The sequence below is a fragment of the Leptospira paudalimensis genome (assembly GCF_026151345.1).
Classification (GTDB): Bacteria; Spirochaetota; Leptospiria; order Leptospirales; family Leptospiraceae; genus Leptospira_A; species Leptospira_A paudalimensis.
On sequence record NZ_JAMQPR010000002.1, the window covers coordinates 136,870 to 149,365 of the forward strand.

The window sequence follows — 12,496 nt, forward strand, 5'->3', positions numbered from 1 at the left end:
ATTTTTATCTCTATTTAAGCAGTTTGTATTCTTGTAAACAAGCAGTACCAGAGCTCTCTCTGTAAGTAGACAGCAATGTTGACTTACTGTTCAACATTTTTGTGCGATTTTCAAATTTTTCTTCAACAAAACTATCAGGACAAACATCACTTAATAAGAGAACGGAATCAAAATTTGTCCAATCTTTCCATCGGTATTTGTTGTCATTTCGTACCATCCCTTCTTTGTAAGTGCGAAGTTTCATCGCCAGATCAAAATCAGAGGCTAAAACTCGCCCTTTTGTCTCATATTTTTCTGTAAAATGGAAGGCATTGATGAGGATGTATTTTTTATTAGGAGCCACATGTGAGGCAATTTCTCTTGCAGGTTCGAAATCACTTGCGTTCATCCCTCGGTAACAGAACATTTTGGTCTCATAAAATTTCCCGGAAAGAATCCCTTGTGCATAAACCGAATTATAAAATACAAAACTAGTTGTGAGTAAGATCACTGATATGGAAGTGATCCTTTGAAAATTGTGATCCGCTAAATGATAAAGTCTTAAAATCCATAAAAACCCCACAAGACCAATCGCAGGGATAAACTGGAGAACATGCCTTGGTTGTTTGTTCCCAGTGGTGAGTTCCAAAATCAAAAGTTCTAAAAATAGAATAAAAGTGCCAGCCACAAGTGGGTCTTTGATTTTATTCCACATTGTTTCTTTCGTACGAACAAAAAAGTATAACAAAGACAAGGTGGAAAATAATACCAAAGTTCTAAATCCCCAAATGAAATCAAAAATCCCAGGAACAGATGGGTCTTTTCCTGGTTCCGTCCAAAGGGTCAGGAAAAAACTCCTTGTGTAGGCATTCACAATCATCTGTGCATCAATGAGAGCATTCACTCTATCTGGATTTAAAAATAACCATAAAAATGCAGGGAAAATAGCATAAGCCCAAAGTACAACAGCTGTTTTTGGGAAGATTCTCTTCATGGCATCGCGGTTTCGGAATAAATATACAGAAAGATCAACAAACAAAACCAAGGTGATCCCAAACATAAACTGTTTGAAACTCTTTTGATTCAAATTGATTTTGGTGACAACACGTAAGACAGGTAAAGAAAATACCATGAGTATAACAAATACTAAGTATAAAAGTCGAATGCCTTTCGCGTATTGTTTTAACAAATAAAGAATTACTTCTTTGTACTTACCTGGGGAACGAATGAGTTCATAGGCAAAACATGCCATAAAGAATAAAATCCCATATGGATATTTGGTAAAATAAAATCCAAATAAGGAAACAAAGATCATCCATTTAGTAGTGCCATCAATCTCACGTTCTCGGTTATCTGTATCATACAAACGGTAAATTGCATAAACAGAAAGAAGTAAAAAAAACATCGATTGGGTTTCCAACATAGAAGACAAAGAATACGCAGGCACTTCTACTGTTTGGATGGTAAGGATAAAAATGAGAGATGAAAAAAGTCCTGACCAAAAAAGAGATTTTGTCATCCGGAACGATGTATACACCAAACCTGGATACACTAAGACCAAAAAGAAAAGTCCAAGAAAACTATCTCGATAGGTTTCAAAAGCATCAATAGGTAAGTATAAAGTAACAAAGGTTAGAATCGAACGTAATGGTGGCCAAGTGGGGCTTTCCAAAAATGGCATGATTCCATAAAACCAATTTCCATTCCGAAAATCGACGTATTGGTCGAGGACTTGGTTCAGTCGAATGTTTTCATCCCAAGACAAAAAATCTTTGTTGGGACAAATTTGGAGGAAGGCCTCCCAAGATTTTGTAGCATAGAACACGACGAGAAAAACGCCGAAACCGATGAAAAGAACCCCAAAACTGTTCAGAAGAATGTTTTTTGCCTTCATACCAATCCTTGGAATCATTCTTTCTTTGGGGTGGAATTGGGATCAACCGAAGTATTTTTTACGCAAATTTTCTCTTTGATTGTTGTCCAAGGGATTGGATTCTGTCCGTTAGAAGGTTCAAAAAATGCAAGATTTCGTAGACATTGGTGAAAAAATCATCTTTCTCGTGATGTTATTCGCGAGTATCCTCGCCATTGCTGTTTTCATCGAAAGGTTAATTGTTTATAAACGCAATTTTAACAAAGAATCTGAATCACTTCTCGATTCACTCACACTTCTGATTCGCCACCGTGATCTAAAAGGTACAGAAAAATTACTCGAAAGCCATCCTATGGAAAATTCTTACACACGATTCATTCATTTTGTTTTGGAACGTGAAAAAGAAAATCACAAAGGTTTATCCGAACTCATGGAAGGGAAAATTCTAAAAGAACGTCTCAGTTTAGAGGAACGACTCCCAATTCTCAACACTCTTGGGAACAACACTCCCTTCATCGGACTCTTGGGAACTGTGCTTGGGGTGATCAAAGCGTTTTATGGTTTAGGTACTTTAGGGAACTCTGGAGCAGAAGTAGTGATGCGTAGTATTTCCACTGCCCTACTTGCCACTGCTGCTGGTCTTGCTGTTGCGATTCCTGTTGTGATGGCAAACAACTACTTCACCCGTAAAATGAAACTGGTATTAGGACAATTAGAAATTCTTTCGAAAGAAATCCATGCAAGTTTCATCACGAGTGGAAAACACAACCAATCCTCTAGTTCCACACCCAACATCCACCACTAAACATAAGTTATATGAAATCATTTACATTATTTTTACAATACAAACTCAGGCGGTTCGGTCTTTTCCGAGCCAGCTTATTTGTTTCTGTGAGTTTACATGTAATGTGTTATTTGGTATATTTTGTTTTAACATTACCCAGTGAAGCAGCTTTTCAAGAAACTTCGTTGGAAGATATGGATGTATCCTTTGAAGAAATTCCACCAGAACTCATTGGTGGCACTTCAAGCCCTGCTCCCGTCGAAAAACAAGAGTGGGTAGAGGGATCGAATAAAGATGCAGAAGACAAACCCGATAATTCAGACTTAAACCCAAACCAACTTTCAGGGAATGGAACAGACAAAGATGGATTTTTGTTTTCATTTAACGGAGACAGACCTCCCACACCTATCATTGATTTTGATCTAAAAGCATATTTCCCGGAGGCAGCCAAAGCTGCTAATATTAGCCAAAAGACAGTGGTTGTTATGGTGCAAGTTGACGAACAAGGTGTACTCCAAGGAGTCAAAATTGTTTCAGGGCGAGCGGGATACGGATTCGATGAAGCTGCAATTAAAATCATCCAACGTGCAAGGTTTACACCTGGTTATGACAAAGGAAAACCAACTCGAATGGCACATAGATTGCCCATCAGTTTTGATTTAGAAGAGGATTAAGATGTTTCGGAATACAAAACAAAAAATTGCAATTGGTACTTTATTGTTCATTGTTGGGCTAATCGTTGTTAGTTTCCAATCAAAACCAATTACTGGAAAAACGGAAACCAAATCATCTTTAAAAAAACCAGGGTTAACACCAGACCCATTTGCCTTATACCAAAGTATTCCTCCCTTTATTTCCCAAGTTTCCCCTTCAGATTTACCTTCCAGTATCGACCTTAGTGCGGACTTTCCGACTCCGATGGACCAAGGCACAGGAAAAGATAATGTAGGATTTACGGTCGGTTATGGCCTTATTTCGTTTTTAGAAGCTGGTAAAAAAGGGATTCGCAATTTAGCAACAATTGGGCCAAATTCTGCAAATGGACAAAAACTACTATATTCCGCAAATTTCATTTATAACCAATTGAACAGTGGGAAAGACCAAGCAGTTTCCTTACTCGATGCCTTGGTACTTGCAACGAGTAGAGGATCTGTGCCCATTGAGCTCATGAATGAATCAAGTAACAATCTGAGGGTACGACCAAAAGCAAACATTGTAGAAATAGGTCGAAAAGCGAGGCTTGGGCGAATTTATAAAATTGAACCTCACGACCTTTCCTCCATAAAACTTGCATTAGCTGAAAAAAAACCAGTTTTAATAGGATATTTGGTCTATGAAAATTTTCTAGATCCAAAACCAGATGCCGTTTTCCAACAAGGCAGTGGAGAAGTTATAGGAGCCCAATCCCTTGTGATATTGGGATTTAATGACAAAAAGAAAGCGTTTAAAATTTGGAATACTTGGGGAACCAATTGGGGAGACAAAGGTTATCTTTGGATTTCTTACGAAAGTTTCCCAAAACATACCAAATCAATTTATGTTGCCGATCCCTCAGAAGGAAACCAATTACTCACAGAATCAAAGTTGATGAATGAATTGGAATCATTGGAATTCGGTGAACATAATTTATTCCCACCAAAAGAAGTATATGCATCCCGAGGTGATTATTCTGATCGGATTAGAATCTCTTGGTCGAGTGAAAAACGTGCCATTGGGTACGAAGTGTACAGAAAACGTAAAATCGACACAAAATACCAACTTGTTGGACTTTCCAAACAACCTTACTTTGACGATTTTGGTGTTCAAAAAAATACTGCCTATCATTACAAAGTAGCTAGCTTAGATGAAAATTATTTATCCAAACCTTCAATTGACTCAAACGATGGTTATGCGTCAGAGCCAACAAAACCTGCAGGGATTTTACCTGTCACCAATTTACGAGCATCAGTAGCACCAACTAATGACCGCATCATATTAGAATGGGACAACCAATCCATCCCTACTACCTATGTCGTGTACAAATGGAACGCAATGGCACGGATTTTTCGCTTTTTAGGAAAAACTGAAAAAAATTCTTACACGGATTTAAAAGCAAGTCGTAATGGTGACAACGAAATTTACCAAGTTGTTCCAGAAAGAAACCAATTAGAAGGAGAATCCAGTTATTACGTATCTGCACATTTAGATCCTTCTGAAGTTTTAAAACCAAGACCTGAACATTTCACCGCATCCAAGGGTTTGTATCCAGGTGTGACCGTCTTACAATGGGAAGGTTCTCCGAGTGCAACAGCTTACCATATCTTTCGAAAAACAAATGGTTCCTGGAAACGAATTGCGAAAACCACAGACTTACTCTACAAAGACGAGGAACCTTCTGGAAAAGAATCATTTTATGCTGTCACAGCAGAATTCGAAGGGGAATTGTATAGTTTCCCATCTGAACCAGATATAGGATATGCATCACTTGTTGCAGGAAGGTCTTTAAGTATAAAGACTCCTGAATTAACAATCACAGAGAATCGGAAATCTGGCGAACTCTGGTTCAGTTGGAATGTAATTCCAAAAGTCACTTCCTATAAAATTCTGATGAGAAAAAAGAATGAAGAAGACTGGAGTCTAGTCAAAGAAACTTCAGAATCTAATTTTAAACTACAAAATCTTTCTAAAAATGAATTTTATTTTTTTGTGATTCAATCCGTTCAAAAAGGAGTTGGTGAAAGTCTGTATTCTTCCCCGGTCACTGCTGTTTTATCAGAAACTGTTCCCGATATTAAAAAAGTAAAAACTTTTGGTGAATCCGCCATACAGAAGTTTATCGGCCCTTGGACCGCAATGTATTGGGATGGAAAAAACAAAGTGAAACCAGTTCGATTGACCATCGAAGCTGAAGACGCAGAAGGGAACATTGTCATGAAATGGAATGAAAATCCAATCTTTCGTGGCAAAAATATAGTAGATTCCGATTTAATTGAAGAAAAAGGAAAATGGAAAATTAAACTATCTCCAAACTATGAATCTTTATCAGGTGAATTTGAAGATAAAGGTTTAGTCCCAGAAAAAAGCCAACTATCATTTATCCGCGAATAAACAAATTGATTTGGATTCATTGAATCATGAACCAATCAAACCACTTACAATAACGCTAATATAGACTTGGAGTCATGATGGACTCTTTTTTAAGAAATCAAAAAAGAGTCCCACTTTCGCAGTTTTTTCGGCAGACTTTTTCTAATCCAAGACAACTGCCAACAATGGCCGCCAAATCTGCGTTACTGTAAGTAGACGCCCCAGTTGACACTCGATAAAAAGCATCGTTACGTAAAAAACACGCACCTTCAATTGTGGAACATTTGTTCCGCTCATAACAAGCAGAACGAAACGAAAATGGCGCACCACACCCCATTAAAAATACGAAAGTGAAAGAACCAATCAAACCTTTCATAAGGAAATGATTTGGTTTTCAAATTCAGCTTTTGATAAAGATGAAATTTTTTGAAGTGAACCAGAAACATTTTGGAATTTTACTTTCCCTTTTATTTTCACTGGAATATCAAATAAAATCTCACCTTCCACAATAAGTTCCTCACATTCAACTAAAGATGGTAAGGCGACAAACAAAGCATCAAATTGTTGGATTTTTTTATAGAATTTTTCATCTAAAGAAACAAGAACTTCGCCAAGTCCTTTTTGTTTTCTTTCCTTCGTCATTGTTAACGAATAATCTTCGTTTAAAACATAGGCATCTGAACGACGGATCAAATAGTCTTCTGTTTTTTTGACTGGAGCAAATCGATCTCTTGGAATGATGATCCCTTTGAACTTTGAAAAGTTACCAACAGCACTGCCCATTGCTGTTTCCAGTTGGATGACATCCTTTCCAGACACTTGTTTTGGATTGACGATGAGAGATAATGAAAAGTTTCCTTTTTGAAACCTTTCCTTAAGAGCCCGTAAATTGATCCAAAGATTATTGGTAGAAAACGTTCTGAATTTTCCAAGCCCACTAAATTCGTGTTCGTGTTCTTTTGGAACTTGAGCCGTTTCCAATAATTCGTATTGGATCATTTTACCGCCGACTAACTTGCGATAAATGGCCCCGCCTTTTTTATCCGCCAATGTTTTTGGTGTCATTTCCATTGCAAAGTGGATATTTTCTTTGAGTAAATAAGATACAATTTGAGGGTCAACCGTTGCGCCCAAATTATCCCCATTGGAGAGGAAAGCGATTTCAAATCCTTTGGAGAGAAGTTCATCTAAAATCCCTTCTTCCATCATTGTGAAATAAATATCACCATGGCCAGGCGGACACCAGTTTTCTTTTTCTACATCGGTTTTGATAGGTGCAAAGGTTTTTGCATCTAATCTTGGAACCTTATGTTGTAAAAAACTAGAACGTAACGATTGTTTGAATCCACTATGATTTAATTCTTTTTGAGAATCTTCTTGGGTATTATAAGAATCCATAAAAAGTAGAGGAACATCGATTCCATACTTGTTACGAAGGTATTCGATTTGTTTTGCCATCACGGACAAAAAAGACAAATTCCCTTTAATCGGGATAAGAGACTTGGCTTTGTCGAGTCCCATACTTGTCCCAAGTCCCCCATTCAATTTGATGACAACAAGTTTTGAAAGAAGTGTGGTATCGAGTGGATAGGATTCATGGATTGACTCAAGGGAAATTTCGTCAGATTTGGGGTCTAAATCTCCTACCTCTTCCCAACGTACGATCCCTGTTTCACCATTACGGACTGCGTCTACTTTAAGAATAAAGTCAGCGATGAATGCATCAGAAAGACCTGCTTGTTTCATCGTCTCGCGGATCAGTTGGTCTACGGTTTCTTTCTCCATTTCATTTCCCTTCGTGTGGTTCCCCTAATTCGATCCGGTGGGGTTCATCAATGATTCCCGGATTCCAGAAAAAAAAGACATGAATATTACGACCTTCCAGTTTTGGAACCGGTGTCGTTTCTTTCCTTTCGTACTTTGGCATAAATACTTCGAAATTGTACACCCAATACTTTCCTTTTTTACGAGAAATCTGACGGATCCCCTGATTGAGAGGGTCCTTCTTAATGAGTTTTCCATAAGGAAGTGGGTATTTTGTCTCCCAAATTTCAGGGAGTAATTTGGCTGCATCCTCATAGGTCCCAGGATTTGCCGAGAGATAGGACGGCAAAACCAAAAAGAACAAAAAAAAGCGCACCAAATGTAACATAGCTTACTAAAAGGCAATCCTATGTGAAGACGGTTAGAGGTCAATTCAGGAATTCTTCCCCTGGAATTGATTTTCCTAGACAAGAATTGTGTCTGATTGAATCATCAAATTCATGTTTCGATTCATGGAATATCTGGAACGATTTTGGGCTTTGGTGTCGTTTTACCTGCCTAGTCATTTGTCGATTGATAACAATAAAGATAAAAATATTCTCATTGTGCCTGGGTTTAGAGCCGGACGTTTTTTTTATGCAAGACTAAAGTCAAATTTAGACAATTTGGGTTTCAAGGTTGGGATTTTGTCTACTTTACGAAACCCCACTTCGTTAGAAGAAGCAATCCAACACTTGGCGAAACAAATTTTAACAGCACCTAACGAAGTTACTTTGATCGCTCATAATACTGGTGGTCTATTGGTTTTGATTTTACCAGATGAAGCGAGACGAAAAGTAAAAAGATTAATCACTTTAGGAACTCCGTTTCATGGATCTGATCGATTTACCAACACAAGATTTTCGTATTGGGGTTTTGAATCGGATTGGGTGAAAACCAATTATAAAAACGCATTGTTTTTTCCACTTTTCCAACCACTTTCTGCAATTGAAGATTTTAGTTTTCCCCCTCAAGAAAGTACTGAGTTTGGACAAGGACGTGACCTATGGTTTGACATTCCAGGAAATTACAATCTTGTACGCAGGAATGAAAACATCCGAACTTTACGTGAATTTTTAGGAACACCGAAGGACAATATCAATATCACACCAAGTCCAAAAGCAAATCCCGACTTTGCAGTCCCTAAAAAAATCGAAGTTGATTTTTCTAAATATGAACCAGCTGTTTATAAAAAGAATAAAGCAACACTATCAAAAAAGAAATCTTCTTCTAACAAAGAGTTGGCGAAACCGACACCAAAAGCAAAACCAAATCAGAAAGCGAAACAGACTCCGAAACCAAAGGCAAAACCGAAAAAGAAATCCAAACGGTAATCCATAAAAAAAGCTGTCCACCTAACGATGGACAGCTCCTAAAATCAAAGTTCTAAATTGAACTTAAACTTTTTTTAGTTCTTTTGCACAAGCAAGACAACTGTCTCTACATTCTTTGCAAACTGCATGGTGATTGGCATGTTTGTCACATTCTTTTGCACATGCCTCACAAACTTCCACACATAAATTTGCTAGTTTTTTCGTAAACGTTGAACTTTGGCTTGCAAGTTTCACAAACGAGTCACATAGGCTAATCACTTCACGAGTGGAGGCCGCACATGCTGCCATCGCTTTATCACCTTTCCCAAGTTCGGTGATACAATGACTTAGGCATACTTCTGCTGATAGTTGGCAATGGATTGCCGCCATCATTGCTTTTGCATATTTGGATTTTCCAGCTGTGGGCATAGCACCTGAATGGTCATGGTCTTCTGCGGAAAGTGTTGATAAAATTCCAGAAACAGCTACTGCCATTCCTGCTTTTTGTAATAATTCTTTTCGATTCATATTTTAATCCTTCTAACGTTATTGTAATCATTCGAAATCGGTTCACCTCAATCCCAGGTGTGCCTTTCTCAAATCAGAAGGTGGATCGTTCGAATGGGAGTATGAGGAGGGAGTCTGTGTTGTGATCTGGCAATCCAAATCTCGGTTGGATTCGGTTTTAATAAGGATACAGACGATTTATGGGAATCTGACCAAACAACGAATGTGACAAAGGGTTTGCCGATGGAAAGATCCGAATCAGGAGAAGATTGGAGTGATTCTAAAACAATCGGACAATCACAATTGTCTTTTTTTTCCGATTCACCTGCTTGTGTTTGGTGGCAAGGAGGGAGTGATGATTTTTGAACGAAGGATTCAGGAGACAAACATACCCCAAATAGGGACGATTTGCACCCTAAATAGAGTAAAAACAGCAGTATGAACCCTAAACTCGCCTTCCGTTTCATTGTTGTTTCCCAGTTATTAGACGAAGAACTTTTGTGATCAGATTACCAGTTTAAAATAAATTCTTCAAGCCTTTTCCTGCGACAATAAAGGTTCCAATTGTGGACCCAAATTGGGGGAGGAAAAAAACCAAGAAGATATGCAATACTCGATTTTTCCAAAACCCTTGAAAGGTTTCTGAATCTTCTGCAATTCTTTCAAAATCTTCTACAAGTGGTTTTCGTAAATAGGACTCGGATAAGGCACTCACCCAACCTGCTTTAAAAATAGGAACAAAGGTTCCGATAGGTGCCGTAATGAAAGCAAGCAAAATGGAAATGGGGTGTGCCCATGCGATGAGAGCTCCGAGGGCAGCAAGTCCCCCTTTGATGTAAATGAGTTTAGAAAACAAATCCAAACCCGCCTCCCCTCCTTGGCTCCAAGTGGTATATCCAATGAGACCCGCAAAAAACACAGGGTAGATGATTAGACTCAAACTATCCCAAAGTTTTGGTTTGGGTACTTCGTCTAACACAGATAAGTCATTTTGTAAATCAATATTCCTCTCGATCCCAGCGAGGTGGCCTGCTCCCACAACAGCTACCACTTTTTTCACCTTTTTGTCTAAGGTAGAAACGCGGATTTTTTCCGCTAAGTATACATCCCTTTCATCAATGATAACATTTTTGATAGATTCATATTTTTTAGGAATTTGTGAGAACAAATCTTTTAGGATATCATCCGATTTCATCTCTTCAATCTTTTCGTCAGAAACATCTTCTTTGACAAGTAATGATGCAAGTAAGGCACTAAAGAGATACATCTTAGAAAAAAATCCAACATTGCCCCACGAACGTTTGAGAGTGGTTTGGATTTCTCGGTCAACAGGAAGGACGGGTTTTTTGAGTGATCTTCCAAGAGAGATGGCTTTCCGCATCTCATCTCCTGGTTTGATATCTTGGTTTCCCATTTTTTTCTGAAACGAGGAAAGGATGAGGCTCGAAAGTAATAACCACATCTTTCGTTCTTTGAACACTTTAAAAATATCTAATTTTTTAAGATAGTCTGGGTCTTCCACAGACTTCATTCGTGATTCACATAACTCAACACAAATGACATCTGGTTTGATACTTTGGATCAGTTTTTCAACTTCTTCCACACTTTGTTTTGATATGTGGGCAGTTCCTAAAATATGGACTTCTGTTTTGTCAATGGTTTTAAACAGGTAAGGTTCTTTTGTTTTGAAACCTTTTTTGGTAGATTTTCTTGGTGGAGTAGTTTTTTTGATTGAACGCATACTGAGAAGTGACTATCTATTATACCTAAATAACGGTTCCTCTCTCTAGAAACAAGTAGAATGTCTATAAAATCCAAAATCATCAATGTGGGAATTGCTGACATTAAGGTCGGAAAAGATACGGATGTACTCCGGACTACATTGGGTTCCTGCATTGGAATCGTCTTGTATGACCCCGACCAAAAAATTGGTGCCATTTCACACATCATGCTCGCAAAAGATCCAACAGGAAAAGACATGAGTAAGTTTCCTCACAAATATGGTGAAACAGCACTTCCAATTCTCATTGATATGATGAAAAAGGAAGGATCAAACATTGGGCAATATTCTTGCCGAATTTTTGGTGGAGCTTCCATGTTCAAAGGAATCAATTCCCAATTCTTACAAAATATTGGGGAACAGAACATTCTCATCGTCAGAAAGTTTATGGAAGAGAAAAAAATCCCAATCATTGTGGAAGATGTAGCTGGTAACGAGGGAAGAACCATCAGCCTCTACTGCGATGACGGTCGCGTTTTGCTAAAAAAAGCTGGTATGGAAAAATACCTTTATAAGGTGCGTTAGGCGATATGCTAAAATCAAAAGTTGATGAAGTATTACAAGACGTAAATAAATTACCGGCCATTTCATCGGTTGTATCCAAAGTATTGGAAAAATTACAAAAACCCGATGTCAACATTGCTGACTTAGCTCAAGAAATTTCTAAAGACCCAGCCATTACTGCCAATGTAATCAAACTTTCAAACTCGGCTTACTACCGAGCTTCCAAACCGATCCGCACTGTCCAAGAAGCTTTGATGACATTAGGGATCAAAACGGTAAAAGAAATTGTACTCCTTACTGCTGCAAAGGGAATCCTTGCACAAGACTTAAACAGTTACCAATTGGAAGCTGCACAATTATGGACGGCATCCTTACTTGTCGCAGAACTATCTAGTAAAATCGTCCAACACAAAAAACTAAAAATCGATAAAGACTTAGCCTTTACTTCAGGTCTTTTGTGTAGTGTTGGCAAAATTGTCCTCGCTCAGTTTTTTAGTTCTGTGATGATGCAAATCAAAACAGACCTCAAGGACAACCAAGAACCATTCCCTGCATTAGAAAAAAAATACTTCGGTTACACACACATGGAAGTTTCCGAAACACTTTTAAAACGTTGGAACTTCCCTGTTGACCTTACGGATGTTGTGGCAAACTACCTCACTCCTGAAAATTCAAAAGTAAACCCACTCCTCACTTCAGTTGTGCATATAGCAAGTATCCTCATTGTAGTATCAGGGATTGGGATCGATATCGGTGGAGAATCAGTTCCGATCTCACCTTTTGCTCTCAGCCAAACAGGTGTTACCGATGCAGATATCGAAACATATTTTGTCCATATTCCTGACTTACAAGCAGGTCTAGCCGATTTGTTAAATGTTTAGAACAAA

The 12,496-nt window shown here is 38.2% G+C and carries 13 protein-coding genes; 6 read left to right on the forward strand and 7 right to left on the reverse strand.

Annotation, left to right across the window (positions count from 1 at the left end):
* Positions 1 to 10 precede the first annotated feature (10 nt).
* Positions 11 to 1,873: a hypothetical protein gene (locus ND855_RS17655; protein ID WP_265359542.1), complete on the reverse strand. Its 1,863-nt coding sequence runs from the start codon at positions 1,871 to 1,873 to the stop codon at positions 11 to 13.
* A 124-nt stretch (positions 1,874 to 1,997) separates the two neighbouring features.
* Between ND855_RS17655 and ND855_RS17660 the strand changes: the two genes are divergently transcribed.
* From ND855_RS17660 to ND855_RS17670, 3 genes are read left to right on the forward strand one after another with little or no spacing between them, the layout of a single operon-like run.
* On the forward strand, positions 1,998 to 2,657 hold the full coding sequence (locus tag ND855_RS17660; protein WP_100727990.1) for a MotA/TolQ/ExbB proton channel family protein: 660 nt from the start codon (positions 1,998 to 2,000) through the stop codon (positions 2,655 to 2,657).
* Between the two features lie 11 nt (positions 2,658 to 2,668).
* Positions 2,669 to 3,310 carry an energy transducer TonB gene (locus tag ND855_RS17665; RefSeq protein WP_265359543.1) on the forward strand — a complete coding sequence of 214 codons (642 nt, stop codon included), beginning with the start codon at positions 2,669 to 2,671 and terminating at the stop codon, positions 3,308 to 3,310.
* Position 3,311: 1 nt separating this feature from the next.
* Positions 3,312 to 5,723 (forward strand): fibronectin type III domain-containing protein, encoded by a 2,412-nt coding sequence (locus ND855_RS17670; protein WP_265359544.1) that lies wholly within the window; start codon positions 3,312 to 3,314, stop codon positions 5,721 to 5,723.
* Positions 5,724 to 5,820: 97 nt separating this feature from the next.
* On the opposite strand, the gene ND855_RS18865 is transcribed toward ND855_RS17670, so the two are convergent.
* Genes ND855_RS18865 through ND855_RS17680 form a run of 3 tightly spaced genes read right to left on the reverse strand, consistent with a single transcriptional unit; the run spans position 5,821 to position 7,854 of the window.
* A complete protein-coding gene (locus tag ND855_RS18865; protein ID WP_407658764.1) occupies positions 5,821 to 6,078 on the reverse strand; it encodes an LA_0364 family Cys-rich lipoprotein in 258 nt (85 codons plus the stop codon).
* Positions 6,075 to 7,487: a UTP--glucose-1-phosphate uridylyltransferase gene (locus ND855_RS17675; protein ID WP_135637846.1), complete on the reverse strand. Its 1,413-nt coding sequence runs from the start codon at positions 7,485 to 7,487 to the stop codon at positions 6,075 to 6,077. Before ND855_RS17675 ends, ND855_RS18865 begins: the two co-directional genes overlap by 4 nt.
* 1 nt (position 7,488) lies before the next feature.
* Entirely contained in the window at positions 7,489 to 7,854 is a 366-nt protein-coding gene (locus ND855_RS17680; protein WP_135637848.1) for a hypothetical protein, read from the reverse strand.
* Positions 7,855 to 7,966: 112 nt separating this feature from the next.
* Here ND855_RS17680 and ND855_RS17685 point away from each other — a divergent pair, with 112 nt between their 5' ends.
* Complete coding sequence (locus tag ND855_RS17685) at positions 7,967 to 8,839, forward strand: esterase/lipase family protein (RefSeq protein WP_265359545.1); 873 nt, start codon at positions 7,967 to 7,969, stop codon at positions 8,837 to 8,839.
* Between the two features lie 63 nt (positions 8,840 to 8,902).
* Here the strand turns inward: ND855_RS17685 and ND855_RS17690 are convergent, their stop codons facing one another.
* From ND855_RS17690 to ND855_RS17700, 3 genes are all read right to left on the reverse strand, one after another.
* On the reverse strand, positions 8,903 to 9,346 hold the full coding sequence (locus tag ND855_RS17690; protein ID WP_135637852.1) for a four-helix bundle copper-binding protein: 444 nt from the start codon (positions 9,344 to 9,346) through the stop codon (positions 8,903 to 8,905).
* A 68-nt stretch (positions 9,347 to 9,414) separates the two neighbouring features.
* On the reverse strand, positions 9,415 to 9,792 hold the full coding sequence (locus ND855_RS17695) for a hypothetical protein (protein ID WP_135637854.1): 378 nt from the start codon (positions 9,790 to 9,792) through the stop codon (positions 9,415 to 9,417).
* A 50-nt stretch (positions 9,793 to 9,842) separates the two neighbouring features.
* Entirely contained in the window at positions 9,843 to 11,066 is a 1,224-nt protein-coding gene (locus ND855_RS17700; RefSeq protein ID WP_135637856.1) for a TraB/GumN family protein, read from the reverse strand.
* 60 nt (positions 11,067 to 11,126) lie between these two features.
* Between ND855_RS17700 and ND855_RS17705 the strand changes: the two genes are divergently transcribed.
* Together ND855_RS17705 and ND855_RS17710 are read left to right on the forward strand one after the other, a co-directional pair.
* Positions 11,127 to 11,630: a chemotaxis protein CheD gene (locus ND855_RS17705; RefSeq protein WP_135637858.1), complete on the forward strand. Its 504-nt coding sequence runs from the start codon at positions 11,127 to 11,129 to the stop codon at positions 11,628 to 11,630.
* Between the two features lie 5 nt (positions 11,631 to 11,635).
* Positions 11,636 to 12,490 (forward strand): HDOD domain-containing protein, encoded by an 855-nt coding sequence (locus tag ND855_RS17710; protein ID WP_135637860.1) that lies wholly within the window; start codon positions 11,636 to 11,638, stop codon positions 12,488 to 12,490.
* The last annotated feature ends 6 nt before the right edge of the window (positions 12,491 to 12,496 follow it).

What these genes read in the sequence shown, in the direction of transcription:
- ND855_RS17655 (WP_265359542.1), bottom strand. Translation starts at nt 1,873, where the DNA reads ATGAAGGCAAAAAACATTCTTCTGAACAGTTTTGGGGTTCTTTTCATC.
- ND855_RS17660 (WP_100727990.1), top strand. Translation starts at nt 1,998, where the DNA reads ATGCAAGATTTCGTAGACATTGGTGAAAAAATCATCTTTCTCGTGATG.
- ND855_RS17665 (WP_265359543.1), top strand. Translation starts at nt 2,669, where the DNA reads ATGAAATCATTTACATTATTTTTACAATACAAACTCAGGCGGTTCGGT.
- ND855_RS17670 (WP_265359544.1), top strand. Translation starts at nt 3,312, where the DNA reads ATGTTTCGGAATACAAAACAAAAAATTGCAATTGGTACTTTATTGTTC.
- ND855_RS18865 (WP_407658764.1), bottom strand. Translation starts at nt 6,078, where the DNA reads ATGAAAGGTTTGATTGGTTCTTTCACTTTCGTATTTTTAATGGGGTGT.
- ND855_RS17675 (WP_135637846.1), bottom strand. Translation starts at nt 7,487, where the DNA reads ATGGAGAAAGAAACCGTAGACCAACTGATCCGCGAGACGATGAAACAA.
- ND855_RS17680 (WP_135637848.1), bottom strand. Translation starts at nt 7,854, where the DNA reads ATGTTACATTTGGTGCGCTTTTTTTTGTTCTTTTTGGTTTTGCCGTCC.
- ND855_RS17685 (WP_265359545.1), top strand. Translation starts at nt 7,967, where the DNA reads ATGTTTCGATTCATGGAATATCTGGAACGATTTTGGGCTTTGGTGTCG.
- ND855_RS17690 (WP_135637852.1), bottom strand. Translation starts at nt 9,346, where the DNA reads ATGAATCGAAAAGAATTATTACAAAAAGCAGGAATGGCAGTAGCTGTT.
- ND855_RS17695 (WP_135637854.1), bottom strand. Translation starts at nt 9,792, where the DNA reads ATGAAACGGAAGGCGAGTTTAGGGTTCATACTGCTGTTTTTACTCTAT.
- ND855_RS17700 (WP_135637856.1), bottom strand. Translation starts at nt 11,066, where the DNA reads ATGCGTTCAATCAAAAAAACTACTCCACCAAGAAAATCTACCAAAAAA.
- ND855_RS17705 (WP_135637858.1), top strand. Translation starts at nt 11,127, where the DNA reads ATGTCTATAAAATCCAAAATCATCAATGTGGGAATTGCTGACATTAAG.
- ND855_RS17710 (WP_135637860.1), top strand. Translation starts at nt 11,636, where the DNA reads ATGCTAAAATCAAAAGTTGATGAAGTATTACAAGACGTAAATAAATTA.